The sequence below is a fragment of the Nostoc sp. genome (genome assembly GCF_036919675.1).
Lineage (GTDB): Bacteria > Cyanobacteriota > Cyanobacteriia > Cyanobacteriales > Nostocaceae > Nostoc.
Map to the genome: position 1 here is coordinate 1 of NZ_JBALCP010000064.1, position 26,240 is coordinate 26,240.

Here is a 26,240-nt window from a genome sequence, read left to right on the forward strand (position 1 = left end):
ATAACCCCCTAACTGTTAAGGGAGAAGTCGGATTTTCTTGGCTCTGTTCAATATAACGGAATGTAACAATACTATCTTTGGCAACTTGGTATTATGGCGCTAAATAACTTTGCTATCAAGGTGAATGTAGCAAGTAATCGCCAGAACTTTTTAGAAAGTGCTGGTATTGAGCCTGCATTTTTAAGTAATCTGAAATGTGATGTTCAACCTAATATATTTGCTCAGGCACTAGTGTCAGGATTTAAAAATCATCAAATTTATAATAATTTTAACTATCACCCGTTGGTAAACTTACTTGAGTCTTTACGGGATTTAGCACCCATCTATGGATTTAGAAACCAAGATGTAGAATTATTTAATCGTTTAGCCGAAAAAGGTCAGGAAAATTTAAGAGCATTAATTGCTCGTCAAACAGTTGGCAGAATCGAATCACCTATAGGAAACGCCATAGGTACAGGAGTGTTAATTACAAAAAATTTTTTACTAACCTGTCATCACATTTTTAGTAAGAGCCAAGTGCAAAAAGCATGGGTACGCTTTGGCTATAAAGATAGAAGTTACGAATCAGAAAAGGATGTTTTTAAATTAGATTTTATTAGTAATAATAGTCACCTTGATTATACGTTACTTAAAATCAACGCTCAAACACAACAAAAATCTATTTTTATTAATGAAACGTCTATATTAGATAGCGGTCAAGATGTTCGTATTATCCATCATCCGCAAGGAAACCCAGTGATAATTTCCGACTTTGGACAAATTACACAAGTAGGAGAAGATTACATTGACCATAATCTTAAAACTGATGACGGTTCCTCTGGCGCACCAATTTTTAATCGCCAATGGGAACTTATTGCAATTCATCAAGGAAATCCTGGTATAGGACGTACCGTGACTCCAGGTTCAACGGGAGGTATTCCCATTCGTGCTATTTGGAATCAGATTTCACCGCATTTAGGTTGATGTGACAGAGGAATAATTTTATGAGCTTTTTCCAGAGTTTATCTGAAACTTTCAGCCATGAGGCTCCAAAATATAAAACCCTTTCTCTACCGAAACATCGAGTTGATGTAGACTACGATGAAAAACCCATTGTTGCAGGTGAAGCCTATTGTCGTATCTGGCTAGTGGAGATGCGCTTGGCTAAAGATGTAGAATAGTTCAAGCAAAGATATCCAGTTGTTCATGCTGCTGTCCGCTTCAATCACGGTGGTAAACCCGTAATAATTCCCTATCTAGCTGCACCTGGACAATTAGAAAAATCAATAGCAGATAATCTGGATAAAGTCATTCAGTGCAACTATCCTTTGACACCCTTATTTCCTTTCAATGATGGATTAGTGGAGTTACAGGCAGGCTTATTTAGCATAGCTGCTAATGACTCTATTGGTAAGTTTATTAAGACGATGGGCAGATTTTCTGAATTGTTACCTGTGCCGGAACTTTCAAGCGTTATAAAGCTAGCAGAACCAGTATATCGGGGTATTGAAGATTTACTCTATATTGGTGAGCGTCGCTTAGAACTAGGTTACCAACAAACATTTTCTGAAGCTGATGGAGGTGGTAGTAATTCTCTGAAAGCAGGTTATTTTGCCGCAATTTTAGCGCAGGATAACAAGATAAACAGCGATAATCTTTGTATTGTCAATGATAGCCTCTGTTTTGGTTCACCTGGGACAACGAAAACTTTTAAACGTGATGGCAAACCCCTGGAAGGCTATAGCTATATGCTGTTTCGGATAGAAAAGCGCAAACAGCAAGATTGGGAGTCATTAAAAACGATAAAAGAGCTAGTTACTCAAGCTCAAAATGCTATTTCTTCAGGAGAATATGATGAAAGTAAAAAAATTTGTTTTACCTGCTATTGAAATAGCTATTTTCCAAAGTACTGATGTAACTAAAGCTGACCGACGCAATATGAAATTGAAAATTGAAGAGGAATTGAAGGAACTTGGTTTGCAATCTACAAAAGTGCAAAAGCGATCGCTTTACTCAATTATGCAGCGACCTTTGCCACAGATTGACGCAGTGACGGAAGCCGAATTAGCTTCTCTAGAGCAGCTTTTCCAGCAAAGTGGTTAATATAACTAGCCTCTAAATTTGTTGTGTAACAGTGTTATCTAACCGCAGAGGCGCAGAGATAAGCACAGAAGGGGAGAGTCGGGGAAAATTCTTCTTTTCTTCTATTCCCCACTCCCCACTCCCTACTCCCTACTTCCCCTTAAATATGAATCCCACATTCTGTTTTTTCACTTCCCCGCCAGCGTCCGGCGCGTTCGTCTTCGCCTTGGCCTACTTTGGTGGTGATGGGTTGGTCGCCGATGCTGGGATAACCTTTGTCGTGCAGGGGATTGTAGATGACTCCGTGTTCAGCCACGTAAACCCAGCTGTCTTGGCGTGTCCAGGCGGCTATGGGATTTACTTTCAGCCGACCTTTACCGTCTAATTCAAATATGGGCATATTAGCACGCGTTACTGCTTGGTCACGGCGACGTCCGGTGATCCAAGCGACGCTGTTGAGTTCGTCTAGACCCCGTAGCAGTGGTTCAATTTTTGTAACATGGTGGAATTGGGCAATATCCTTGTCCCAAAGTTTGTCGCCGTATTTGGCTTCAAAGGCTTCGCGGGTGTCTACATCTGGAGTTTTGTAAGTTTGCAAATCCAGGTTGTAGACTTGTTTGGCTTTGGCAACTAATTCTAGGCTTTCGTCAAAGTGGTGCAAGGTGTCGAGAAATATCACAGGAACGGGATGCTTCAGTTCACTGTAAAGAATATGGGTAATTATCATGTCATCCACGTTAAAGGCGCTCGTTTGCACCAGTCCCGTTGGGATATTGTCTATAGACCATGCCAGTATTTCTTTTGGAGTGGCAGTTTCAAATTGCTCATTTAATTTGTCTAAGTCAAAAGTGATCGTTTGGTTTCTAGATGCCGTGGAAGCTGTCATGATAATTTTCTGATCAAATATTTTTACCTTGATTAATATTTATTTTACCTCACAAAGGCGCGTATTCCGCTCGGAGATAAGGTAATTATTCTGTTCGGGAATTACTACATTATGGAACTGGAGAGACCAGGAGAATAACCTACTATAAGTAAAAATTAATACACAGGTAAGAAATCCAGTATTTACTAAGAAATTTTACGGTTTCTTAAGTTTTACAATACTTTTATGGATATTTATACTGAGGTTGATATGGTTAAGGAACTATTAATAAAAAGGATTTTACTTAAATGAACAATTCAAAATCCCGCAATCCCTTAGGTGAATCTATTATTATGGGCGCTTTAATGATGTTGACCAGTGTAAGCATTATTACAATAATGAACTTTTTCTAAAATCAAAGATTTCTAATTTTAGCAATAAAACTTCACATAGTCCGGCTCAAAACTGAGCAGGGCTTTTACTTTTCTGAACCACACATATCAGTATATATTAAGCCTCTTCAGTGACTTCCGGTAGAGAATAATCTTTAAACCGTGTTTTTACGTAGTTTTGCAATTCAGAGAATTTAAGATTACGTGAGTTTGACGGGTTATATCATGTCTGCCTAGTTACGTCGAATCAAAAAACCTCTAAGAGGTTTGACTACGCAAAACCTGTCCTTCTCCGACTCCCAGAGAGACTGCCTTGAACTAAAGTTCAAGGCAGGGAGAGGTTTGTCGAACTCATGTTAAAATGGGGGTGTGATCGCTATTTACCTTAAACAGCAATTCATCTCAACACTGTACCTTTCAGGTACAGTGTTGAGATGAATTGCGAGTGAGGTGAGGAGTGTAGTCTGACCAGATTTGAGCGCAGCGAAAACCGGGAGGAGTACAACGACGAAACGAACAAAATATTCTGTAATGGAAGAGCACAAATACTTTGATTCTGTTACGATGAATACGTATTCACGGTAAGCTCGAGCCATGTACAGAGCGCTGTTAGTTAGAATCTATCCTACAGATGAGCAAGAATCCTATCTGGCTCAGTGTTTCGGTAATACTCGTTGGTTGTGGAATGTTTCTAACCATGGTTAAGTACAAAGCTGAGAAATTTGGTCATACATACCAAGAGATAGGTAGATTTTTTGCCTCATCTCAGCTTTGTAATCAGACTCTACTACCAATTCCAATGCTGCAAAATGGCTATGATTCTTTGGGCGTGAGGTTTGTAGATTGTCCACACTGTCAGAAACAACATGACCCCGACATTAACGCCGCGACAAATATTAAAAATGAAGGATTGCGATTATGGGCGTTAGGAGCTAGCGCTTCTGCCCTTGGAGGGGACGTAAGACCAAAGTCTTCAGGACGGAAAAAATCTATGAAGACCCAGGCTTTCCCCAATGAATTGGGAAGCCTACACTGTACCGTCAGGTTAGTGTAGGTAGTTCACTTTACCCCTAATGACCGACTGGCGCTTTCGCTCTTGCACCGCCTTTACCCAGGAATAGTAACAGGGGTAATGAGCAAAGGAACGCCACGCCTACGACTCGAAAGCAATCTGCGTAAGATAAAACAGCAGCTTGGGTATCTACTATTTGACTTAATAAAGCTAGTGCTTGTTGTTGAGATGTAGTCGCATCGATGCCTTGACTTTGGAGTGCCCCGTTGAGTGCATCAAGGCGCTGATTGGTTTCTACATCATAAGGAGTAAGTTTTGCTAACAAGATGGCTCGATGAAAAGCCTCTCGTCGATCAAGCAGAGTGGTGAGTAGGGCAATGCCGATGCTACCACCTAGTTGTCGGGTGAGGTTGTAGAAACCAGAGCCGGCAGAAACATCTTGTTTGGGTAGCGGGCCTAAAACTGCCAAACTCAAAGGGAGAAACATCAACACAGTAAAAGCCCCACGCCATACCAATGGCCAAAATAAATCATCTATGCCGGTTTGTGGGGTTATTGTTGCTAGTTGAAACATGACTCCAGATGATCCGACAGCGCCCATTGCAATTAAAAATCGGGCATCAATTTTACTAGACAGTTTGCCTAATAAAACCATAACGATCGCAGACGCTAAAGCCCCAGGTGCTAACAATAGTCCTGTCTGCGTTGCTGTAAAGTGCAGCACACTCTGAGCAAATATCGGTACAGCAAAGAGTGTGCCATAAAGCCCCATACCCACCAATGCTGAGAGAACGCTTCCCGCAGCTAAAGAACGGTGACGCAAAACTCTCAAATCCACAGCCGGGTGATCTGTTTTCAGTTCTCGCCAAATAAACAGTCCCAATCCGATAATACTAGCGATCGCCAACGTGGTAATGAAACCGGAGGAAAACCAATCGTCTTCCTCTCCTTGCTCTAACAAAGTTTGCATACAGCCAACAGCGATGACCAAAAACCCAATCCCGAACCAATCGACGGCTTGGCTTTGTGTCTCGTTCTTGTCTTTGTCTTTGAGCAAAAATACAAAGGACATCGCCACTGCAACGATCCCGAAGGGAATATTAACAAAGAAAATCCACCGCCAGCCCAAACCATCTACCAAGAATCCTCCTAAAGTTGGGCCAATTGCTGGGCCAGAAATTACACCTACCCCAAAAACTGCCTGGGCCATACCTTGTTCAGCAGGTGGAAAAGTCTCGAACAAAATCGCTTGTGCTTTAGCTAGCAACCCCCCACCACATAAACCTTGAAGAATTCGAGAAAAAACCAGCATCGGTAAATTAAATGCCAACCCGCATAAAACGGAGGCAAGGGTAAAGCCAATCAACGAGAAGATGAAGTAGGTTTTGCGCCCAAAGTAATCTCCCAGCCATGCAGATAAGGGAATTAAAACGACGTTAGCGATCGCATATCCAGTCACCACCCAACCAACTTCACTAACAGTTGCACCCAAACTAGCTTGGATGTCAGTCAGAGCAACGTTAACAATACTGGTATCAATCACTTCCAAGATTGCACCAAGGGAAGCCGTGAAAGCGATCGCCCACTTCAATGGCCCCTGCACATAACCAAATTGATCAAAAGTTGAATGTTTAATGTTGGTAGCCATTGTTAGCACAAATAATATTTGGAGGATGTCAAAGTGATACCTGGCTTTGGCGTAGCCCAACCCAAAGCTAAAATTAAATATTGTATGTATACGCTACGGTAGCGTATCATATAAAAACGGTCAAGAGAGTTTTCAATGAAAAGTGGCAGAAATACTTATGCTAAAGATGGATAGTCACTCCTGCTGTTTTCATGTATAAGAATTGGGTCATAGGGCTTATTTGTTTTCCATCGGGTATGTTCTATGCCCAGAAGTAGAAGCAAATGGCCAAGAAGATATTGCTTGGGGATGATATTTTTATGAGTAACCAAATTAACAGCCCTTCTGGACGCCCACGCAGCATCCACGCTGACCAAGCTATTCTGCAAGCGACTTTGGATCTGCTTGCAGACGTAGGATATCAAAGTATGAGTATAGAAGCGATCGCTTCCCGGGCTGGAGTTGGTAAAACGACCATCTATCGGCGTTACACTTCCAAAGAAGAACTAGTTGCAGACGCGATAGAAAGTCTGAGGGATGATTTAGCGATCCCCGATACTGGCAGGTTTTGGGGAGACATGGATATCCTAATCAATAATGCCACCAAAAAAATACATAGTCCCCTTGGTCGTCAAACACTCGCCTTAATAATTAGTACAGCGTCTAGCAATCCTCAGTTTGCAGAGGTTTACTGGACAAAATATACAAAACTTCGACGTGAGGCCTTTTCTAAAGTACTTGAGCGTGCAAAGTCTAGAGGCGAAATTCACAAGGATGCAGACGTAGACTTAATTATCGATCTTGTGAGCGGGTCACTATATTATGCACTGATCTTCAAACCTACAACCGAGCCAGTAGAAGGGTACATGCGCCGCACAATGAATCTTCTCCTCAAAGGTATTGGGAATGGCGCATAGGGCATTGGACATGGCGCATGGGGACAAGGAAGACAAGTCTGATCTAAGGCTTTCTTAGATCAGAACTTTAGAGGGACAACGAGAATAACCAATTCCCAATGCCCAATACTTCGGCTTCTCTACGAGACGCTACGCGAATGCTCAGTACAAGTGTCCAATGCCCAATGCCCTATGCCCAATGTCCAATGTCCAACTTGTTACCAAAATAACTTTTCATCAACGGTCGTAAATGAGATGATGGATTAATTAGAGAAAAAGGTAAACAATTGTTATTTTTCTCCTTCCGCTTCTGGTTGCAAAATGGCATCACAGTATTGAATGAGAGTTGTCAAGCGATCGCTAATCGTCTGAAGTCTTGTTTGTGCAGTAGAAGCCTGCCGCGCTCCTTGCAAAAACATCACATCTATTTCCAACAGGCGCAGTTGCTTGCTCATCTCCGTTTGATAAGACTGCACTCGCCAGTTTTCATCAGCCAAAGGCACAATTTGCTGCCCGAAAAATTGCCGCAACGAGACTACACGCACTCGCAGTTCGGGCGCAACGACTTGGTTAGTTGTGGCATCGGAGCGTAATTGCTCTAACAAGGTTACGAGTGCCAGATATTTCTCACGATTTAAAGACATCTAGTACTAATTAAGATATATTAATGTCAAGTAATTTTTCTTCTACAATAAACTTTCTTAAAGACTTATCAGCACTAAAAGCCTCAAATCATGATTTGAGGCTTTGTTTCCCATCAATCGATTTTCTTTATGATCCTTGAAACTTACCCCGGATGACTACCAACGGCAATTGGAGAATCATCCTGACACTGTTTTTTCTACCCGTCTCTGGGCGACAGCATCTTCTTAAGGCGATGCTGCCAGTTTTATTTATCATTCACATTATCTACCGATCCACTCTAAACCCAATTGTATGAGCAGCCTAGCTATAAATTCATTAGTTGATCTAACCATTCCAGAATGGTTAAAAAAATGTTTGAAGGAGTCATCGACAATTAGCGGCGAAGCGGAAGATGACCGAAGGCACAATGATGCAGTTTTAATTGGTCGCGCATTTGAATTTGCCTACCAACTGCATCAAGGTCAATATCGCAAATCGGGAGAACCATACATTGCTCATCCCATCGCTGTAGCTGACTTGCTGCGTGACTTGGGAGGTAGTGCTGCTATGATAGCAGCTGGATTTCTCCATGATGTCGTTGAAGATACAGAAGTTACAAGTCAAGAAATAGAAGAACGCTTTGGACCAGAAGTGCGACAATTGGTCGAAGGTGTCACCAAGCTTTCTAAAATCAATTTCACCAGCAAAACCGAAAGTCAAGCGGAAAACTTCCGGCGGATGTTTTTGGCAATGGCACAAGATATTCGGGTAATTGTGGTGAAGTTGGCTGATCGTTTGCATAATATGCGAACTTTACAATACATGTCAGAAGCCAGCCGCCGCCGCAGTGCCCAGGAAACGCGAGATATCTTCGCGCCTTTAGCCAATCGCCTGGGGATCTGGCGAATTAAGTGGGAACTGGAAGACTTGGCTTTTAAGTATTTGGAACCGGAAGCTTACCGCGAAATGCAGGAGCATGTTTCCGAAAAACGGACGGCGCGACAAGAGAAGTTGGACAAAACTACGAACATTTTGCGAGAACGTTTGCAGCAAACCGGAATCCAGTTTCAAGAACTCAGCGGTCGCCCTAAGCACCTTTATGGCATTTACCAAAAAATGCACCGCCAGCAAAAGGAATTTCATGAAATTTACGATTTGGCTGCGCTGCGGATTATTGTCCAAACCAATGAGGAATGCTATCGGGCGTTGGCAGTGGTTCATGATGCTTTTCGCCCAATTCCTGGGAGATTTAAGGACTATATTGGATTGCCAAAGCCTAACCGTTACCAGTCGTTGCATACTGGAGTGATTGGACTAACTGGTCGTCCTTTGGAGGTGCAAATTCGGACTGTCGAAATGCATCATATCGCGGAGTATGGGATTGCTGCCCATTGGAAGTACAAAGAAACAGGAGGTTCTAGTATTAGCCATTTGACAGCGACAGATGACAAGTTTACTTGGCTGCGGCAGCTGCTGGAATGGCAAACTGATCTCAAGGATGCACAAGAATATCTTGATAGCGTCAAAGACAATTTATTTGAAGATGATGTCTATGTCTTCACCCCTAAGGGGGATGTTGTTCCTTTAAGTCCAGGTGCTACTACTGTAGATTTTGCTTATCGCATTCATACGGAAGTGGGGAACCATTGTTCCGGGGCGCGGGTGAATGGGCGAATGGTATCTCTGTCAACACGGCTACAAAATGGCGATATTGTAGAGGTTCTCACCCAAAAGAATAGCCATCCGAGTTTGGATTGGTTGAACTTTGTCAGAACTTCGGCGGCGAAATATCGGATAAAACAATGGTACAAGCGATCGCGCCGGGAAGAAAATGTCGCTCGTGGACGGGAATTGTTAGAAAAGGAACTTGGTAAAACTGGTTTTGATAGTCTGCTGAAGTCGGATGCAATGGAGATTGTCGCCGAAAAGTGTAACTACCACAGCGTGGAAGATTTACTTGCCGGTTTGGGTTACGGTGAAGTGACATTGAATCTAGTGCTAAATCGTTGGCGAGAAGTGGCGAAGGGACAACAACCAGTTTCCACTGTGCCGCCATTTCTCCCCAAAGAACCAACTACATCAAAAGCTTTGCGAGATGCACCTGCAACTACCTCGCGCTCCACAGATTCGCCAATTGTTGGGGTAGAAGGTTTGGTGTATTATTTAGCTGGGTGTTGTACGCCGATTCCTGGCGAACCGATTATTGGTGTAGTGACGCGAGGTAGAGGGATTTCAATTCATCGCCAAGGCTGTCATAATCTGGAGAGTGTGGAGTATGAGCGTTTAGTACCAGTTAGGTGGAACCCAGTCGCCGAAAATAGTGGTCGCCCGCACACTTACCCAGTAGATGTTCAAATTGAAGCCCTTGACCGCGTAGGGGTGCTAAAGGATATTTTGTCACGGTTGAGTGACCAAGGAATCAATGTCCGCCATGCCCAGGTGAAAACCGCTACTGGTCAACCTGCATTGATGGACTTAGGAATAGATATACGCGATCGCTCTCAACTAGAGCAAGTGTTCGTCCAAATTAAGAAAATGAGCGACATTCTGAATATCCGCCGCGTTGGTCAAATTGACGAGTAGTAGGGGTATCAGTATCCCCATAACAAAAAACCTTCTCTTGCCAACATCCTAGCAGCCTGTTGGGAAACTCAATATGGTGGCTAGAAATTACGTCTAAAGAGATAAAACCTTCCTGGTCAGGTTTGTCAATCATTGATTTGGGTTATCATTAATGACATGATTTTGGTAAACTATAAAACATTGAGCAAAATAGCTGTGTTTACTGAAAGGGAATTTATCCGACTTACGCACTGTACAAATCAATCATGATATGCATTTCCCAAAATAGGACGTTTTAGGCTTTTATTAATCATTCTTTAAGGGGAAATAGACTCGCGCCTTACAGGCACAGCATTGCTGTGCCCCGACGGTAGATGTAGTTTTTCAAATTACCCATATTTGGTCTTTCCTGTCAATGGGTAAGTCCTAGTTTCATCAGAAGATTGGAAAAAACTCCCTCAAGCGTCAGATCAGGATGATTTATTTAGTTATGCTTAGTTTTGTTGGTTCATTATTGATTCTATCAAAGGTGTTTTATGTTGATTACACCCGATGAACAATCACTTATTTGATTTTAAAGTTGTTAGGAGGAATTAGAAATGGTTGGAGATAAATTTTTAGTAGCGAAAGGGAAAGCAGGGATGGGAAATCGTTTTCTCGCTCTCTTGGACAGTATTTTATATACTCAGCTTACTAATAGAAAGATAGTTGTTGATTGGAGCGATGAGACTTACTCCAATAATCGCAGCAATGTTTTTCCTAATTATTTTAATCTTCATCATCTTACTCAAGCTTCAGAAATACCTTCTACTCAATCTGTCAATCCAAGTTTATGGAAGAATAACTTAGAGAAATCTGTGAATGAAGTATTGGGATTATATGAATCTGAAGCTGATTTGAGATACAATAACCCTAGAATATGGGCAAAATATACTACTAATATGTCCCGGATCGATTATAGTGAAGATGTTTTGATTAGATGGTCGTTTTTAACAGAGACTTATAAGCTAAGACAACATTTTTCAGGTGATTTTGCTTATCTCCAAAGACTGAGTAATGAAACTATCTTAAAAAAGATAATTAGAGAAAATCTGAGTTTACAACCTAATATTCAAGCAACTATAAAAAAAACTATAGATAATTCTTTTGAAGATAATGTAATGGGGGTTCATGTTAGATATACTGATAGAAAATCTTCAATTAATACATACTTAAATTTTATTGATAAGATTTATGAAAAAGATCCTAAAATTTTGATATTTTTAGCAACTGATAATAAGGAAGTAGAGGATTTTTTTAGAACTAAATATACTAATATTTTAGTAACAGATAAGTGGTATCCAATGTCAGGATCTTCTTTACATCAGAATCCTGAATGTCCAGATAGGTTTGAAAATGGTGTTCAAGCTTTAGTAGATATCTATCTTTTAAGCAAATGTAATTATCTAATATACGATAAAACTTCTACGTTTGGTGTAGTTGCAAAGTTAATTTCTGATATCCCAGAAACTAATACAATTGAGACTTCTCAATACACTTTAAGAGGAAAAGTCAAAAACTTAATTTCTTGGCTCAGAGAAAAGGAAATTCTTTAGTGACTATAGCAGTTCACAATTCAGGTGTAACGGATTCGTGATTTGGCGTTGTGGAATTTAAGTTTGAAACCCCAATTCCACAGAATTATACCTAGCCTGACGACTTCACCAACCTTTCAGCAATATTGTACTTTGTTTTTGAATTGAAAGAGATAAACTTAGGACTTACGCAAAAATCGCCAAAAAGCTTAGGGCTAACTTAAATTATACATTAGAAGGCAACTTAGTATAAGTTAGTTTTTTAGTGTGATTTGCATTGCACAGATTACCCCCCTGTAAAGGGTGGAAATGATAAATCATGTTCCCTCCCCAATACATCGGGGAGGGTTAGGGTAGAGTAAAGCTGACGCTCAAACCCAAATTTGTAAGTTATTTCAAACCTGTGTATACACCGTAGCCTTATATAGCGGTTCTCAATTGCATGGAATACAGACCTAACCCCCAGCCTCTTCCCTACTAGCGTTGGGGAGTAAGATTCAAAGCCTCTTTCCTTTTAGGAGAGAGGTCAGAGCGTATTGTATTCAAAGGAGAAGCGCTATAAAGGGGGGTTGGAGGGAATCGAGTCTTATCCGAACCGTATTAGAAGATGAGGGAGAAGAATTACTAACTCCTAACTCCCTACCCTCAGTCGCCCCCTAATTCCACCAGTTTGCCGATATTAAAATCAATCTTTACCCAGCCTTTGAGTTGTTGCAGATTTTTTAGCAGAAGTAAGGTAATCTGCCAATGGTGCAAAGTTAAAAATGGTATCGGATCATCCATGCGATAGACGGCATCTGTGCCTCGGACTAAGTTCTTTAACCAAGTTTGCAATTGTTTCCCAGAACGAATCCCAGTCAATCGCCAGATTTCGTGATATATCCAGTAAGTAGGCTTGCTATTAGTTAATGGTTCTAGAGGTGCAGGTAGAGGAGTTTTACCAAGATAGGCTTCTGCAACACCTGGGTGATTGTAGAACATTGTAATTGCCGAATGGGTGCGAGGATTACATTCAATGGCGTATGCCGTACCATCTTCAGCTTGGATAATGTCAAGAGACACTTGTCCAGTCAGCCCCAAACTTTTGACGAAGTGTTGCACCCATTCCCGAATTTGGGGATTTTCGACATTTTCGTAGTTAATCTGAAATGCAGAAGAATTTGAGCAGCAATGCAACCTTAATTCTCCATCCCGCACCGTGCTATGGGTGCATAATTCTTTCCCAGGAATAAATTCTTGCATAATCCAAGGTTTTTCTGGGTTGATGGGTAAACTCTTGACAAATGCTGCTGTTTCTTCAGGGGTATCACAGGGAAGTTTTGTTAAATTTAAGCGGCGAACTGAGTCGTAATAAATACTCTTAAGAATATATTTGCGCGTTTCTTTACTAAAATCGAAATTGATAACTTGCTCAGGATCAATGATTTTAAAAGACTTGGGAACAGATAAACCAAGCGATCGCGCCTGATCGGTAAAGGCAAATTTATCATCCAGCATCTTGGTTATATCAGCATCGAAGTGGAAAACCTCACAGTATTCTGACAGTGCAGATTTTGCCAAAGAGTCGTAATAACTAGCTACAGGGCTGGATACGGGTACATAAACGTCAATATTTTCTTGTTTGACAATTTCCAATAGCGCCTGGGTGTAGGCTTCTGGGTCGTCTTGTGGTGTAGGAACCGTATAAAAACGACTCACAGCATTTGAGAATCTATGCCCAGATAGCCAGTATTTGTGACCTTCAATCAGAATAACTCTGTGTCCTGCTGCATGGAAGGAACGGGCAAGTTGCAATGCTTTGGTCATTTTGCCCCCACTCACCAAGATATTCTGAGGATGAGCAGCAAAGCCAGGTTTTTTTGTAAACAGGCGACGCACAATGCCCCACAGCAGGGATAGTAAAACTACAAAACCGTTGATAGGCAAGGCTATCAGCAATAGTGCTAGAGTAGCAAGAGTCTTGAATAGAGCTACTATTTTTGTCCTCACACCCTTTAATGGCGTTATGGATTCAGGAACAGATAAAGAAACTGATTGGGCCATAATTTTATTCCTTTGCGTGGAATGCGGTCTTTTGTAGGGACGTACAGCTGTACATTGGTGTCAACTCAACGTTACGGCGGTTAGAAACCGCGTCTACACAAGCTTTACCCACCTCGTGGGTTTCAAACCCTCAATTTGTCCTTAGTCCACGGAGGCGGACGAGAGTTTGTGTAGCCGCGAATTCTATTCGCCCTAGCTTTAGGTTGACACTGTACGCCTCTATTGGATATTGCATCCAAATGAGAACCGCTATCAAATCGCCTTTTTGTGATGCCTTGAATTGAGAACTACCCGAATTTTCTGCACCTCTTACACTAAGCGTCTAATCAAAGTCAGACCATCTCGTATGGGTAACAGAACTTGCTCTACACGAGGATCTGCGGTGACAATACGGTTGAATTGAGCGATCGCCTCGCCATTGGCAGTCCGCTGTTCAGATGGTAGGTAAACTTGTCCCTGCAACAGAGTATTATCTACGCAGATTAACCCGTCGGTAGCCAGTAAGTGAGTATCCAAAATCACTTTAAAGTACTCTACGTACTCCTTTTTATCGGCATCAATGAAGATCAGATCAAATGATTCTTGTGCGGCCGCCAGCTTGTGGAGTGTTTGTAGAGCGGGTGCCACTTCTACAACAATCTTGTCACCGTGGGGAGACTCCTGAAAGCAAGTTTGAGCAAATTCGGCAACATAAGAATCTACCTCACAAGCAATCAGTCGTCCATCATCTGGTAATGCTTCCGCCATCGCCAAAGCTGAATATCCTGTGAACATTCCCACTTCTAGGATGGTTTTGGCCTTGGTCATATGCACAAACATCTTCAGTGTCTGTCCTTCAAGATGTCCTGAGAGCATTTCCTGCTCTAGTTGACGCACTGTTTCACCATCACTAAAGCGTTTACTCCAATCTTCTTTGCTGGTTTTCTGCGCTAGTGCTGTCAATGCTGTCGATTCGGGGGTAGTGCAATCATCCAGGTAAGGATCTAAACCCACCGCCAATTGGAACCCTTGGCGCAGAGATGTCAATATCTCTAAAGGGATATTACTTTCCTCTGCTATTCTGAGGGTTTTCTGTAGCTGCGCCACCAGAATGCTGTGTGGCGTTATCGGTCTAGCGGTATCTCGTCCTAAAATACTGGTCATGTTTTCACACTCCCAATAGTTTGGATTCTTCTTGAGTTTCTATGTAAGCGTCAATCCCATCTCCACCACGAGGGTATGTAGCACACAGATGTTTGTGTTCGGCTAAGGCTGCATTTAATTCTTCACGGGTAAAATCGTTGACAAAAAAGCACTCACCAATGGGTTTCGGCATCGCTGCGCGTTGTTTGCCATCTCGCGTCAAGCTAATACACTGGGTAGCATACCAGAGCAAATCTCCATCTAGTAGAGGATGATCGATTGATAAACCTATACGATTCATCAGGCTTAGAATGCGATCGCGTTCTTCAGGTGTAATGTAGCCACGTCTTGCTGCAATGGTTGCAGATAAAGCCATGTCTATATTGACTGCATGACCGTGATACAGGGGTATCATCGGAGCTAATTCTAAGGTCGGACTCCAAGTATGACCGTAGGCAATGACGCGATCAAGGTCTAATTCATGCAAGTTAGGAGTTTCTAACTCCAGCATAGTTTTAATTGCCTCGTAATTGAGTTTGTGAGCGATCGCTTTCAGTTCACTTGTGCCATTCACATATCCAAAGTGAGTGGAAAGCAGTTCTTCGCCATACTCATCCAGCAATTCAAAGACTTCAGAGTTAGCAACAACAGCAATTTTGACTAACTCTGCCATCCCATTACGAACTTGAGCCGTTGGTAATGTTTGTAAAAAGGAGAAATCAAGGATAACTTTCAAAGGAGCATGATATGCACCCAAGCGATTTTTAAACTTGTGATGGTTGACTGCAACCTTAATCGCCACACCTGCATCAATCAAACCAATCAGTGTGGTAGGAACGCGAATGTAGTTACTCTTGCGACGGTAAGCAGCACACGCAAACCCAGCTACATCAGTGATTAAACCACCACCCACTACTAACACTGGTTCCTTGCGGATTAAGCCAAAGTCAGAAAAAGCATCAACAATTTTTTCAAAGGTTGCAAGGTTTTTAGCTGGCTCAGTAATCACAATCGGAACTACAGTTAGATCAATGTCATAGTGTCTAAAATATGACTTGATTTGCTTGCCATATAGTCGATTGACATTCGCATCAATCACAGTCAGACAGCGACCAAATTTTTTATAGCTGTCTGCAATTTCTCTGTTATTGATATCAAATGCACCGTTGACATAGACAAGATTAAACTCAATTTTTTCGTAACCTTCCACGCGAAATTCAGCTTCCGTTGCTTGAAACGATGCTTGAACATTATTCATTACTGTTAACCTTGATCTAATTGAGAAATTTGTGAAAATTCCGGCAAAATTTTAGATTCACCCTGATGTGTGGCAATAACAAATGAGGCTCATGGACACCGAAAACTTCCGCCACCCTAAAGCAAGCTTTCTCAAGAAAAGCTTATTACTATTAGCAAACGATGTTACTAACTAACACCGTTATTTAGCTAAATTCTGTTAACCTCTTATTCGAGGTTGCCTCAAGACTAATCAACTAGTCCCATTCAAAAATATAGGCATGACACTTGCGCTCTTTTGGGATTGTTGACCTAAATTCAGCAAGTTAACCTTAATTTAGATTAACTCCTGTATTGACTTATAGTAAATTCACCTGAATGCAGATTAACTTCACGATGAACTATGCTATATCCATCTATAGATATAGAGGTTTTACAACTGTTTTAATTCGCAAAATTTCTAAGAGAGAAAACTGGATAAATAGTTTATCTCCGGGCTTCCATTTGAGATTACAGCCCTGATTAACCTTCAGTTCGCTGTTTTTTAGCATTCGTCTCGAACCTTTTATCGCTAAACTTGCTACACTCTGTTTTACCCAGAATGGCAGTGGACTTCTAGTTTGATTCAGTTAACTTTCTGTTCAGTATTTAATATACCAAAGTCAGTAACTTTTGAAAACCAAAAATTTTAATTTATCAGAGTTACTAATTACACATATCAGTTTAACTCAATACATGAGCAATTATTTTTTACAAATCTTAAAAAAGAGTTAAATTGGCTTTTTCGTTCAAAATCATGGGATTTCAGCTTAAATTGAGAGATAACTTGCTGGTACATAACATAAAATGCGACATATGTATTCTGCCAAAAGTATATTGAGAAGATATTTTTTAATACTAAAAGTTGCTCCTACGATGTAGCGCGGATCTCAGTAATGATGGATGATTAATATTGATTAGTGTGTCTATTTGTTCTGATCCCCATGCAACAGCTATTTCCCGGAGAGGTATTCGCCAACACTGCTGATTTTGACACTGGTATTCGCCAACTGTTACCCAGATACGATGAGATGTTGGAGGTAATTACCCGTTGTCTACTTTCCCCAAGTGGGCGTATTTTAGAATTAGGTTGTGGTACAGGGGAACTTAGTCTCAAGATACTCAACCGCTGTCCAAATGCCCAAGTAATCGCCCTAGATTACTCACCTCGAATGCTGCAATTTGCCCAAGATAAAATCACAGTAGCAGGATATCAACAACGGTGGGCTGGTACACAAGCAGACTTTGGCGATTGGGCAAATAATCCAGGGAAGTTAGATATTGGTAGCGAATTTGATGCCTGTGTCTCATCTTTGGCAATCCACCATCTCCAGGATGAGATGAAATTGAAGTTATTTGAGCGAATTGCTGCTAGCCTCAGTAAAGACGGCTGTTTTTGGAATGCAGATCCTACTCTACCAGAATCACCAGCCTTAGCAGAAGTTTACAGAGCGGCACGAGAGGAATGGGCTGTCCAACAGGGAATTAGTTTAACAGAGATTCGCGCTAAACGTGGCACTAGCACTACCCAAGGTTACTCCAGTCAAGACCAGGTAGCTACCTTGGATGCTCATTTAGAAATGTTGACCAAAGCTGGATTTAAGATAGTTACAGTGCCTTGGAAATATTATGGTCTGGCGGTGTTTGGTGGCTGGCTATGAAAATTTGAGGTTTTGGATGCCTAGATTTAGGATTTACCTGTCCCCAATCGGTATTTATAGAATTAGCAGCCTTATGGTAACAAAACAGCAATAAATAAGATTATTTCCCTTGATAAGAACTAACATATAAACGCGTTAGGTCTGTGAAGGAGGTCTTGCTAACTCACCCAAGGATTTTGGCTGAAACTTGCGATATCGAAGCTGTCCTTGTATTTTTATGCAATATTTACACATCAGAAGTACCCGTAAGGGTACTATCAATCCTCCACAGACCTATCTAAAAATACAAAGGAGAGAATTTTCTTCAGAAAAAAAACCAGGGAGACGCGATTTTGATTCGTTTTTCTGCTCTTTTCTCCAGTGCAGTGAAAGCCACTGTTTGCCATCACTTAGTTTCAAAAGGAGAATATCTTGGATGGCTCGAAATAAAAAGAAATCAGCTGGGTTTAAGTATGAGCGTCCACTTGCCTCTAGGTGCCCGATTTGTTGTATTGTTCCGCCCCACATGCTGGAAAATGTGGCGGTGAATGGCAACCCCCAGCAGCGGAGTTGGGCTTTTCATACATTAAATGTTTCGGCACAATTTCTGGGACGGAGAAATGTCATAGGTAATGTCTCATTTGCACCTTCTCCGGGTGAGAAGCGCCGCACTATTTATGATGTTAAAAATGGGCAGCAACTCCCCGGCACATTGGTGCGTGCTGAGGGCGATCCTCCTAGCAGTGATACAGCAGTGAATGAAGCCTATGATGCTGCTGGTGCTACTTATGACTTGTTTCATGAGATATTCGATCGCAATTCGATTGATGACAAGGGACTGCGTTTAGACTCCACTGTGCATTATGGCGTCAAATATGACAACGCCTTTTGGAACGGTGACCAAATGGTTTATGGTGATGGGGACGGAGAACTGTTTCAAGGCTTCACGAAGTCAATTGATGTGATTGGGCATGAGCTAACTCATGGTGTAACCCAGCATGAAGCGGGTTTACAGTATTATGGCGAACCAGGGGCACTGAATGAATCCTTTTCTGATATCTTCGGTTCCCTCGTGAAACAAAAGACCAAAAATCAAACTGCACAAGAGGCTGATTGGCTGATTGGCGAAGGTCTTTTGGCATCGACTGTCAAAGGTGTTGCCCTGCGCTCAATGAAAGCACCAGGAACAGCATACGATGATCCAGTACTGGGTAAAGATCCGCAACCAGCCCATGTGAAAGATAAATATACTGGTTCTGATGATAACGGCGGGGTGCATATCAACTCAGGAATTCCTAACTATGCTTTTTATCTAGCGGCTGTGGAAATTGGAGGCTATGCCTGGGAAACAGTTGGTAAAATATGGTACATAGCTTTACGCGATCGCCTGAGTGCCAAAGCAGATTTTAAAAAAGCTGCCACCGTCACCATTCAAGTTGCTGGTGAACTCTACGGTGATGGGAGTAATGAGCAGAAAGCTGTGCAGAGCGCTTGGCAAAAGGTAGGAGTTATAAAGAGTTAGGAGTGAGGAGTTAGGAGTTTTTTCTTAACTTCTAACTCCTAACTTTTAACTCCTAACTTTACTTTTAGATGTGTTGTTTGTTGTTGCTAAACTGAGAGGTGAAAACTATCATTTCCCAGTCTTTGTATTTCTCCCAACTAAGTAGCACAACGGAGAGCAAAAAAATGCGAATATCCTTTGAACGCACGGGCGGCTTTGCTGGGATTACCAAGAAAACAACCGTTGATACAGACACTCTCCCGCCAAATGAAGCCGCCACACTTTCTTGCCTAGTGGAAGCTGCTGATTTATTTAGATTACCTGAACAAATTACTTCGCCAAATCCCCAGAGCGATCGCTTTCAGTATAAGTTAACAGTAGAAGATAACGGTAAGCAGCATACAGTGACTGTCAGTGAAGCAGCATTGCCAGGAACCTTAAGACCCCTAATTGAATGGCTACAAAATTTAGCACAAAAAAGGTAATTTGCTGAAAAAATTAAATCAAGGCTGACATAAATCCTAAATTTATCAGGGTACTATGAATAAACCAATCAAGCGAGCTTTTTTAGACACCGAAGATGGACAAATTCTTTATCGAATCGGTGGTGAAGGAGAGCCTTTGTTACTGCTGCATATGAACCCCCGCAGTAGTGACGAATATCGGGAATTAATGTCAATTTTGGTAAAAAAGTACCGTGTGATAGCGATGGATTTCATGGGTTTTGGTGAGTCTGATAAACCGCCAAAATTGTATTCAGTGGCGGACTACGCTAAAACTGTTATTGCCCTGTTGGATGAGTTGGGTATTGAACAAACAAATATTCTGGGGAACCACACGGGCGCTTTTGTTTCTGGAGAAGTAGCCGCAGCTTATCCGGAACGGGTCAATAATTTAATTTTGTGTAACGTTGCTGGTTTTGGGGAAGCTGGAAAAGCAGATTTAATGAGGCGGTTTCAGGAAGGTTTCGTCATTAAAGAAGACGGTTCACACCTGATGGAAAGATGGTTAGCCCGTTCCAGATATGTGGGTTCTGCTGATTTGAATCATCGTTGGGTTTTAGATGATTTGAAATGCTTTGGCTATCCTTTGTACGCAGTTTGGGCAGTAGGAAATTACTGTATAGATGCCGCTCAAAGGTTTACTTCAATTAAATGTCCTACACTGATAGTTTGGGGAATTGATGATGTGGAAGAATTCCAAAAATTAGGTTTAGCACTGGCGAAAGACCGATATTTCTTATCACAAGCAATTCCCCAGGCTAAGGTTGTGGAGTTGCCTGATGGAAGCATCTGCATGATGAACCAAATCCCTAAAGAAATATCAAACGTAGTTATAGAGTTTCTAGAGAATACAAATGTTTAAAACTCTATGCTCTTTTTAAATAGCGTCCAGTAGGCGAACCCAAAACCTGCCCATTGTTGTAAATCAAATTTCCACGCAAAAAGGTACTTTTCACCCTCCCAGTTAACTCTACTCCTTCAAAGGGTGTATAACCTTGTTGTGACTCCGACTCAGCCGCACGTACCACAAAGCTTTCATTGGGGTCTACTAAGACCAAATCAGCATCATAGCCAATGGCAATGTCACCTTTTTCTAACAAACCAAAGCGCCGGGATGGGTTCCAAGACAGCAACTTAGCCATGTGGTTATAAGACATTCCCCGCTTGCTACCTTCACTAAATACACCAGAAAGTAAATATTCTGTACCGCCAAAACCAGACTTTGCTAACCAAATATTATTCGGGTCTTTAGCACTTCTTTTTTGTTCAGCAGAACAGCAAGCGTGGTCACTAACTATCCAATCTACCTGATGGTTGAGTACTGCTTGCCACAAGTATTCCACATCTGCACGGGGACGAATAGGAGGGTTGACTTTTGCCCAAATTGTATTGGGAGTATCGACATCTAATAGCAAATGTCCAACAGTAACTTCTCGCCGAAAATTGATATGGGGAAAAGCAGTTTGCATAGTCAAAGCTGCTTCCATTGCTTTACGCGAACTCAGGTGCAACAAATTGATATTTGCACAGTTAGTTTCATGTGCCAAATAAGAAGCAATGCAAATTGCTAAACCTTCAGAATGAGGAGGACGCGCTGCACTATAGGCGTGTAGTCCGCTAAGGCTGGAGTCGTTTTCAACTATTTTGGTATAAGCGTTGAGAATTTCTGCAACTTCGCAGTGCAAACTCAAGCTGATAGTATCTCGCGCTTCTGGATGTTTTTCTATCAAGCGAGTTAGACCGCGCATAATAAATTCAAAATGGGCGAAGTCGTACCGTTCCTCTTTGTTAATCATCAAAAAGAGGTTTTGCTGGTCTGACAAACCATGCAACCCATAACCGCCATAAAACATGAAAATTTTAAACGAAGATACACCGTGTTCCTCAAACAATAGAGGTATTTCGTCGATATGCTGGCTAGCTATAGGTGCAACGTGATAGCTGTAATCTACAAAAAAATTACCTGCGGATAACGCCAACACCTCTGGAAAAAAATCGCGGTAGGAGCCGCCTTTGTTAAGATAATACTGCCCTGTACGGATGTAATTTAAGCTGGTAGTCACGCCTCCCATAGCGGCTGCTTTGGTTTCAGTCACAGCATCTTTGTCAAGGGGTTGATAGATACCGATGTGCATATGGGCATCTACGACCCCAGGAAAGCCTAGCAGGTTTTTGCCATCAAATACCTCTTTACCTGTGTCTGGGCTAATATTAGGGGCAATCTGAGCAAATTTTCCATCCTTAATTCCTAAATCAAGTAGTGCGTAGGCGTAGCCCGTCGTAGACATCGCATCCTGATGGGGACGAACTACCCGCACATTTTTGATTATTTGATCTAATACAGGGGTTTCAGACACAGTAGACCTCACACTAAAATGAGTTTAGTCAGGAATTCCAACATCGAATCGTGACAAAGACCAAATCTCATCATTATATAACGGTTTTTTATGAAATCATCTTCAGGAGAAAAGACAATGGAAAGTTTTAATGAGTATCATATAGACCCAAAGGGATTTACTTTTCTCAAAAGTTTTCAAGATAGCTGGCAAGTGATTAGAGATGAGTTTACAAGCTTTATTAATAATGCATCTAATGAAGAGTTAAAACTCACTTACGAGATTCTAGGCCCTAAAAGTAAAACGATTAAAACAAAAAGTAATGCAAAATATACTGCTTTTGGAATTTTATTTCAAGGTATATTTATTGAAGAATATATTCAAGCACATCAAATACAATATCCTGATTATGGGTTAGATGATGCATCAGAAAAAGCACTTGCATTAAGAGAGAAATATTTTCCAAATTTGGCTAAGGTGATCGAAAAAGTAAACTTTAGCGATGATGGTGTACTCAGAAATGTGTATTTTGGTACATTCCATCCAGGCTTGGATATCAAGCTACATGTGAACTATAATCCTCATATGAATCGTGGCTATCTAGGATTGATTGTGCCAGAGGGCGATGTGGCTATGAAAATATGCCATGAGCAGCTTTATTGGCATGAAGGAAAATTTCTGGTTTTAGATCACAGCTATCCACACTGTCCGCATAATTACACCAATTATGACAGAACTGTCTTGGTTGTAGACTTTTTTAAACCGGATAAACCCAGAGAAGAAGTTATCCGATTTGAGAAAGAGCAAGTTACACAAAGGATGCAAGATAATCCTTACAGCTTAGGTGTTTTTGGTAAAAGCGATAAAGCTAAAGAAGAAGATTTTATCAAGTATGGTTTAGCTCATCAATTAGAGTGGGAGAAAGCCTTATAAGCTTAATATAACGCACCTTAGAGGTTGTTTCAAAGTATTTAGCTATGATTTTAGGCACTTATTGGTCTCCCCTAATCTACGCAAGTAGCTCATAGGAAAAACCCTCTACAGCCCTTCTCCTAAAGGAGACGCTCTTGCGTTCGGGCATCCTACGGCAGGCGCTAGCATCTCCCTTCGGGAGAATACCACGCTGGCTCCCCGTAGGGGGAACCGGAATCAAAGTCTTCCTTTTTAAGGGGGATTTAGGAGGATCTACAAGTCTTTGATATATCACAAATAACTTTTCAAAGATATTCTTAGATTGTTGATGATCCGTTAGCTGAAGACATAATGTACCCTACATTTGAATGGTACTTGCTTAAGCAAAAGTTACAGCCCAGAACCCCGACTTCTTCAAGAAGTCGGAATTCTAAATCAAGCTATATTAAATTTATTAATATAGCTTAAAATATTTGCGCCAATTTACTTGATAAAAGATTCTTTTACAACCCACCTTCCACAACTAGTAATATCATAGAGGCTCAAAAGCTATACGTTAAAAACAATAATTGACGAGTAAGGTAAAACTAAGATTTAGATATGAACGTAACAACATACAGAAAATTAATAGCAAAGCAACTGAATCAAGATTTTAAATCTGCCGTTGAAATTGTCGAAATTTCTATTTCCAAACCTGCTGCTAATGAACTTTTAATTAAAAACAAATTTGCTGGCGTTAACGGTGGCTTTGATACCTTACTTTGTCGTGGTGATGTTCCCTATGTCAACTTAATTCCTCCCTTTGATTTAGGTGTAGAAGCTATAGGAAAAGTTGTCGCTATGGGTGAAAATGTTAAAAATTTTCAAATAGGTGATGCTGTCATAACTACAGCGCGTGGCGGCGGTTATCGAGAATATCAGGTTGTAGATGCAAACTTAGCAGTTAAAGTGCGTGAAGCTACACCAGAAGTTCTAACCCTGATTCCTACAGGTGTATCAGCCTTGGTGGCATTGGAACAAGTGGGGGAGATGAAAAGTAATGAAGTGGTTTTAGTGACAGCAGCAGCAGGGGGAACCGGTCATATTGCAGTGCAATTGGCAAAGTTAGCTGGTAATCATGTGATTGGTACTTGTAGTTCTGAAGCGAAGGCGAAGTTACTAAGAGAATTAGGGTGCGATCGCATTATCAACTATCGCACCGAAAATCTCAATCAAATCCTCAAGCAAGAATACCCCAATGGGATTAATCTCATTTTTGAGTCTGTAGGTAAAGCCGTATTTGATACTTGCGTTGAAAACTTGGCAGTGCGGGGACGTTTAGTACTGGTTGGTTTCATCTCTGAATACGCAAATCATGTAGAAAAAATTACACAACCACGCATTTATCACCAGCTATTTTGGAAAGCTGCTTCTGCCAGAGGCTTTCTCATGCCTCATTATAAAGAATATATACCAGAGGCACGCGATCGCCTCTTAAACCTGTTTTACACAGACAAACTTAAAATTGCCGTTGACCCAACACAGTTTCAAGGCATAGAATCAATACCCGACGCTGTAGAATATCTTCTCAGTGGTCATAATTGTGGGAAAGTGGTAATGAGGTTTTAAGTAACACGGTATTAGTTTATATCCAGTCGGGGGTGAGAATGACACAAGATTCAGAAAATACTTTAAAAGTTGCTCAACAAGCATTTGAGCATTTTACACATGGTCTAGCAACAGGAAATTGGGAAGCATTTCTAGATATGCTCACAGAAGATTTTACCCTTTGGTTTCCTGTGGGGAAATTCCACGGGTTAAATGTGGGAAAAGAACGAGCTAGAGAGTTTTTCGAGTACGTTTCTGAATCATTCAAAGGGGGAATCACCCTGACCCTAGACCGTTATACCAGTAATGATACAACGGTTGTTTTTGAGTTTCGGGATGAGGGACGTTTGTTGGAACAACCTTACAAAAATCGTTTAGCGGTTTCCTGGGATATTCGGGGAGACAAAATTTGTGCCTATCGGGAATACTTTGGCAGCGATGGGAAATCGTATTAAATAATTCCTAATAGACGCTCTCTACGAGACGCGCAAGGGAGGCGGACTCGTTGGCGCAGCCTCTCGTAGAGAAGAGAGCTGCGCTAACGTAATTCGTAATTAAGAATTATTTCATTCACTCTCCTTAGTTCCTTTCAGGGTTGAGTTCGTTGATTTCTCTGCATTTAGCCTCTGCGGCTTGATATGCTGCTAAATAGTCTTGACCACCCAACATCACATCACCGTAATATTCATAAGGTGGATGACCATAGATTGGCAATGGATCATCTTCTGGATAATCTTCTTTCGATTCTTCAATGATGGCTTTCAGTTTTTTAACAGTCAGGCTTTGTGCAGCAAAATACCAGAGTTCTTGGGGATTTTTGTTCAGGTGCGGTAATGTGGGATCGACAATGCGGACATCGGAGACGTCGCCTAGCTCAATCCAACTGTGTTCAATTGGTCTGTATGGCTTCCCGACAAAAGCTAAAAATCCCTGAATATATCTTGCTCCCTCAGTCGATAATACTGCTTTATAAGCATTATCAAACGGAGTGCTAGCTCTGCTGTTTATGAGTTCAGCAATTTTGATTGACAGCGTTTCATCCAATAGTTTGTTCATCAATAGCAGGGATTAGAGCAGCCATGAAAACATATTACCACTGCTACTTCCTGTCTTGCTTGGGGATTCAGAAGGCTGAGGGATATAGGGGAGGCTAGGAAGCTCGTTCATCAAGCTCAAAGACTCATTCATCCACCTCAGAGATTCGCTTATCCACTTCAAAACTCCGTTCATCCACTTCAAAGACTCATTTATCCACCTCAGAGACTCGTTTATCCACTTCAGAGACTTAAAATCCCCACTCTGAACTCCAAACTCCAAACTCCAAACTCCAAACTCCAGACTCCTAACTCCTAACTCCTAACTCCTAACTCCTAACTCTACTTTTAACTTCTCGAATTTGTTTGCCTTTAAAATCTTTGGCAAGTTCACGAAGATGGGTGGCAACTGGCACTTTATCACCTACTTTTTGGAATGGCAAAAAAAAAATTTTCTTTGTCTCGTTCCCAGTCTCTGACTGGGAATGCCTAATCAGAGGCTCTGCCTCAAAACTAGCGGCACCGCAATGAATTGCATTTCCAGCCTCTGGCTGGAAACGAGATTTTAAAGGAGTTTTTGCTTAAGTTGACACATATGAGCAATGATGTGCCCCTACAAGTGGTCTGTATTCCATGCAATTGAGAACCGCTATATAATATGTAGAAAATTTAAG

24 protein-coding genes are annotated in these 26,240 nt (G+C 41.4%); 16 read left to right on the forward strand and 8 right to left on the reverse strand.

Going from position 1 to position 26,240, the window contains the following annotated elements:
• Positions 1-93: 93 nt before the first annotated feature.
• The 4 genes from V7K49_RS13365 to V7K49_RS13380 all read left to right on the forward strand — a co-directional run bounded on the left by V7K49_RS13365 (position 94) and on the right by V7K49_RS13380 (position 2,082).
• A complete protein-coding gene (locus V7K49_RS13365) occupies positions 94-963 on the forward strand; it encodes a trypsin-like peptidase domain-containing protein (RefSeq protein ID WP_335205942.1) in 870 nt (289 codons plus the stop codon).
• A gap of 20 nt (positions 964-983) precedes the next feature.
• Positions 984-1,160, forward strand: a complete 177-nt coding sequence (locus V7K49_RS13370; RefSeq protein ID WP_335205943.1) for a hypothetical protein — start codon at positions 984-986, stop codon at positions 1,158-1,160.
• A gap of 147 nt (positions 1,161-1,307) precedes the next feature.
• Positions 1,308-1,868, forward strand: a complete 561-nt coding sequence (locus V7K49_RS13375; RefSeq protein WP_335205944.1) for a hypothetical protein — start codon at positions 1,308-1,310, stop codon at positions 1,866-1,868.
• Positions 1,831-2,082: a hypothetical protein gene (locus V7K49_RS13380; protein ID WP_335205945.1), complete on the forward strand. Its 252-nt coding sequence runs from the start codon at positions 1,831-1,833 to the stop codon at positions 2,080-2,082. Before V7K49_RS13375 ends, V7K49_RS13380 begins: the two co-directional genes overlap by 38 nt.
• 139 nt (positions 2,083-2,221) lie before the next feature.
• Here V7K49_RS13380 and cysH read toward each other — a convergent pair whose 3' ends face one another.
• Positions 2,222-2,947 (reverse strand): phosphoadenosine phosphosulfate reductase, encoded by a 726-nt coding sequence (cysH, locus tag V7K49_RS13385; RefSeq protein ID WP_335205946.1) that lies wholly within the window; start codon positions 2,945-2,947, stop codon positions 2,222-2,224.
• A 965-nt stretch (positions 2,948-3,912) separates the two neighbouring features.
• Between cysH and V7K49_RS34670 the strand changes: the two genes are divergently transcribed.
• Both V7K49_RS34670 and V7K49_RS13390 read left to right on the forward strand, forming a co-directional pair.
• Positions 3,913-4,023, forward strand: coding sequence for a helix-turn-helix domain-containing protein (locus V7K49_RS34670; protein WP_442948667.1), 111 nt, complete (start codon positions 3,913-3,915; stop codon positions 4,021-4,023).
• Complete coding sequence (locus V7K49_RS13390) at positions 4,004-4,372, forward strand: zinc ribbon domain-containing protein (protein ID WP_442948668.1); 369 nt, start codon at positions 4,004-4,006, stop codon at positions 4,370-4,372. Before V7K49_RS34670 ends, V7K49_RS13390 begins: the two co-directional genes overlap by 20 nt.
• Positions 4,373-4,388: 16 nt before the next feature.
• Here V7K49_RS13390 and V7K49_RS13395 read toward each other — a convergent pair whose 3' ends face one another.
• Entirely contained in the window at positions 4,389-5,978 is a 1,590-nt protein-coding gene (locus V7K49_RS13395) for a DHA2 family efflux MFS transporter permease subunit (protein WP_335205948.1), read from the reverse strand.
• 299 nt (positions 5,979-6,277) lie between these two features.
• Here V7K49_RS13395 and V7K49_RS13400 point away from each other — a divergent pair, with 299 nt between their 5' ends.
• Positions 6,278-6,874, forward strand: a complete 597-nt coding sequence (locus V7K49_RS13400; protein WP_335205949.1) for a TetR/AcrR family transcriptional regulator — start codon at positions 6,278-6,280, stop codon at positions 6,872-6,874.
• 269 nt (positions 6,875-7,143) lie between these two features.
• On the opposite strand, the gene patD is transcribed toward V7K49_RS13400, so the two are convergent.
• Entirely contained in the window at positions 7,144-7,497 is a 354-nt protein-coding gene (gene patD, locus V7K49_RS13405) for a heterocyst frequency control protein PatD (protein WP_335205950.1), read from the reverse strand.
• A gap of 292 nt (positions 7,498-7,789) precedes the next feature.
• Between patD and V7K49_RS13410 the strand changes: the two genes are divergently transcribed.
• On the forward strand, positions 7,790-10,060 hold the full coding sequence (locus V7K49_RS13410) for a RelA/SpoT family protein (protein WP_334874238.1): 2,271 nt from the start codon (positions 7,790-7,792) through the stop codon (positions 10,058-10,060).
• Positions 10,061-10,638: 578 nt separating this feature from the next.
• Positions 10,639-11,634, forward strand: coding sequence for a nodulation protein NodZ (locus tag V7K49_RS13415; protein WP_335205951.1), 996 nt, complete (start codon positions 10,639-10,641; stop codon positions 11,632-11,634).
• A gap of 624 nt (positions 11,635-12,258) precedes the next feature.
• Here the strand turns inward: V7K49_RS13415 and V7K49_RS13420 are convergent.
• From V7K49_RS13420 to V7K49_RS13430, 3 genes are all read right to left on the reverse strand, one after another.
• Entirely contained in the window at positions 12,259-13,656 is a 1,398-nt protein-coding gene (locus V7K49_RS13420) for an ATP-grasp domain-containing protein (RefSeq protein ID WP_335205952.1), read from the reverse strand.
• A 309-nt stretch (positions 13,657-13,965) separates the two neighbouring features.
• On the reverse strand, positions 13,966-14,799 hold the full coding sequence (locus V7K49_RS13425; protein WP_335205954.1) for an O-methyltransferase: 834 nt from the start codon (positions 14,797-14,799) through the stop codon (positions 13,966-13,968).
• 4 nt (positions 14,800-14,803) lie between these two features.
• Positions 14,804-16,036, reverse strand: a complete 1,233-nt coding sequence (locus V7K49_RS13430; RefSeq protein ID WP_334874246.1) for a sedoheptulose 7-phosphate cyclase — start codon at positions 16,034-16,036, stop codon at positions 14,804-14,806.
• 961 nt (positions 16,037-16,997) lie between these two features.
• On the opposite strand from V7K49_RS13430, the gene V7K49_RS13435 reads away from it, so the two are divergent.
• From V7K49_RS13435 to V7K49_RS13450, 4 genes are all read left to right on the forward strand, one after another.
• Positions 16,998-17,714, forward strand: coding sequence for a class I SAM-dependent methyltransferase (locus tag V7K49_RS13435; RefSeq protein ID WP_335205955.1), 717 nt, complete (start codon positions 16,998-17,000; stop codon positions 17,712-17,714).
• A 415-nt stretch (positions 17,715-18,129) separates the two neighbouring features.
• Positions 18,130-19,215 (forward strand): M4 family metallopeptidase, encoded by a 1,086-nt coding sequence (locus V7K49_RS13440; RefSeq protein WP_335205956.1) that lies wholly within the window; start codon positions 18,130-18,132, stop codon positions 19,213-19,215.
• 164 nt (positions 19,216-19,379) lie between these two features.
• Positions 19,380-19,679, forward strand: a complete 300-nt coding sequence (locus V7K49_RS13445; RefSeq protein ID WP_335205957.1) for a protealysin inhibitor emfourin — start codon at positions 19,380-19,382, stop codon at positions 19,677-19,679.
• Between the two features lie 55 nt (positions 19,680-19,734).
• Positions 19,735-20,559: an alpha/beta fold hydrolase gene (locus V7K49_RS13450; protein ID WP_335205959.1), complete on the forward strand. Its 825-nt coding sequence runs from the start codon at positions 19,735-19,737 to the stop codon at positions 20,557-20,559.
• Positions 20,560-20,563: 4 nt separating this feature from the next.
• Here V7K49_RS13450 and V7K49_RS13455 read toward each other — a convergent pair whose 3' ends face one another.
• Positions 20,564-22,054 (reverse strand): amidohydrolase family protein, encoded by a 1,491-nt coding sequence (locus tag V7K49_RS13455; RefSeq protein ID WP_335205960.1) that lies wholly within the window; start codon positions 22,052-22,054, stop codon positions 20,564-20,566.
• Positions 22,055-22,171: 117 nt separating this feature from the next.
• Here V7K49_RS13455 and V7K49_RS13460 point away from each other — a divergent pair, with 117 nt between their 5' ends.
• From V7K49_RS13460 to V7K49_RS13470, 3 genes are all read left to right on the forward strand, one after another.
• Complete coding sequence (locus V7K49_RS13460) at positions 22,172-22,966, forward strand: aspartyl/asparaginyl beta-hydroxylase domain-containing protein (protein ID WP_334874545.1); 795 nt, start codon at positions 22,172-22,174, stop codon at positions 22,964-22,966.
• 579 nt (positions 22,967-23,545) lie between these two features.
• Positions 23,546-24,553 (forward strand): zinc-binding dehydrogenase, encoded by a 1,008-nt coding sequence (locus tag V7K49_RS13465; RefSeq protein ID WP_335205961.1) that lies wholly within the window; start codon positions 23,546-23,548, stop codon positions 24,551-24,553.
• A 38-nt stretch (positions 24,554-24,591) separates the two neighbouring features.
• Complete coding sequence (locus tag V7K49_RS13470; protein ID WP_335205962.1) at positions 24,592-24,987, forward strand: nuclear transport factor 2 family protein; 396 nt, start codon at positions 24,592-24,594, stop codon at positions 24,985-24,987.
• Positions 24,988-25,111: 124 nt separating this feature from the next.
• On the opposite strand, the gene V7K49_RS13475 is transcribed toward V7K49_RS13470, so the two are convergent.
• Positions 25,112-25,588 (reverse strand): hypothetical protein, encoded by a 477-nt coding sequence (locus V7K49_RS13475; RefSeq protein ID WP_334874261.1) that lies wholly within the window; start codon positions 25,586-25,588, stop codon positions 25,112-25,114.
• Between the last annotated feature and the right edge of the window lie 652 nt (positions 25,589-26,240).

Bases quoted from the DNA above. Each gene is read 5' to 3' on its own strand.
- V7K49_RS13365 (WP_335205942.1), top strand. From the start codon at position 94: ATGGCGCTAAATAACTTTGCTATCAAGGTGAATGTAGCAAGTAATCGC.
- V7K49_RS13370 (WP_335205943.1), top strand. From the start codon at position 984: ATGAGCTTTTTCCAGAGTTTATCTGAAACTTTCAGCCATGAGGCTCCA.
- V7K49_RS13380 (WP_335205945.1), top strand. From the start codon at position 1,831: ATGATGAAAGTAAAAAAATTTGTTTTACCTGCTATTGAAATAGCTATT.
- cysH (WP_335205946.1), bottom strand. From the start codon at position 2,947: ATGACAGCTTCCACGGCATCTAGAAACCAAACGATCACTTTTGACTTA.
- V7K49_RS34670 (WP_442948667.1), top strand. From the start codon at position 3,913: ATGTACAGAGCGCTGTTAGTTAGAATCTATCCTACAGATGAGCAAGAA.
- V7K49_RS13390 (WP_442948668.1), top strand. From the start codon at position 4,004: ATGTTTCTAACCATGGTTAAGTACAAAGCTGAGAAATTTGGTCATACA.
- V7K49_RS13395 (WP_335205948.1), bottom strand. From the start codon at position 5,978: ATGGCTACCAACATTAAACATTCAACTTTTGATCAATTTGGTTATGTG.
- V7K49_RS13400 (WP_335205949.1), top strand. From the start codon at position 6,278: ATGAGTAACCAAATTAACAGCCCTTCTGGACGCCCACGCAGCATCCAC.
- patD (WP_335205950.1), bottom strand. From the start codon at position 7,497: ATGTCTTTAAATCGTGAGAAATATCTGGCACTCGTAACCTTGTTAGAG.
- V7K49_RS13410 (WP_334874238.1), top strand. From the start codon at position 7,790: ATGAGCAGCCTAGCTATAAATTCATTAGTTGATCTAACCATTCCAGAA.
- V7K49_RS13415 (WP_335205951.1), top strand. From the start codon at position 10,639: ATGGTTGGAGATAAATTTTTAGTAGCGAAAGGGAAAGCAGGGATGGGA.
- V7K49_RS13420 (WP_335205952.1), bottom strand. From the start codon at position 13,656: ATGGCCCAATCAGTTTCTTTATCTGTTCCTGAATCCATAACGCCATTA.
- V7K49_RS13425 (WP_335205954.1), bottom strand. From the start codon at position 14,799: ATGACCAGTATTTTAGGACGAGATACCGCTAGACCGATAACGCCACAC.
- V7K49_RS13430 (WP_334874246.1), bottom strand. From the start codon at position 16,036: ATGAATAATGTTCAAGCATCGTTTCAAGCAACGGAAGCTGAATTTCGC.
- V7K49_RS13435 (WP_335205955.1), top strand. From the start codon at position 16,998: ATGCAACAGCTATTTCCCGGAGAGGTATTCGCCAACACTGCTGATTTT.
- V7K49_RS13440 (WP_335205956.1), top strand. From the start codon at position 18,130: ATGGCTCGAAATAAAAAGAAATCAGCTGGGTTTAAGTATGAGCGTCCA.
- V7K49_RS13445 (WP_335205957.1), top strand. From the start codon at position 19,380: ATGCGAATATCCTTTGAACGCACGGGCGGCTTTGCTGGGATTACCAAG.
- V7K49_RS13450 (WP_335205959.1), top strand. From the start codon at position 19,735: ATGAATAAACCAATCAAGCGAGCTTTTTTAGACACCGAAGATGGACAA.
- V7K49_RS13460 (WP_334874545.1), top strand. From the start codon at position 22,172: ATGGAAAGTTTTAATGAGTATCATATAGACCCAAAGGGATTTACTTTT.
- V7K49_RS13465 (WP_335205961.1), top strand. From the start codon at position 23,546: ATGAACGTAACAACATACAGAAAATTAATAGCAAAGCAACTGAATCAA.
- V7K49_RS13470 (WP_335205962.1), top strand. From the start codon at position 24,592: ATGACACAAGATTCAGAAAATACTTTAAAAGTTGCTCAACAAGCATTT.
- V7K49_RS13475 (WP_334874261.1), bottom strand. From the start codon at position 25,588: ATGAACAAACTATTGGATGAAACGCTGTCAATCAAAATTGCTGAACTC.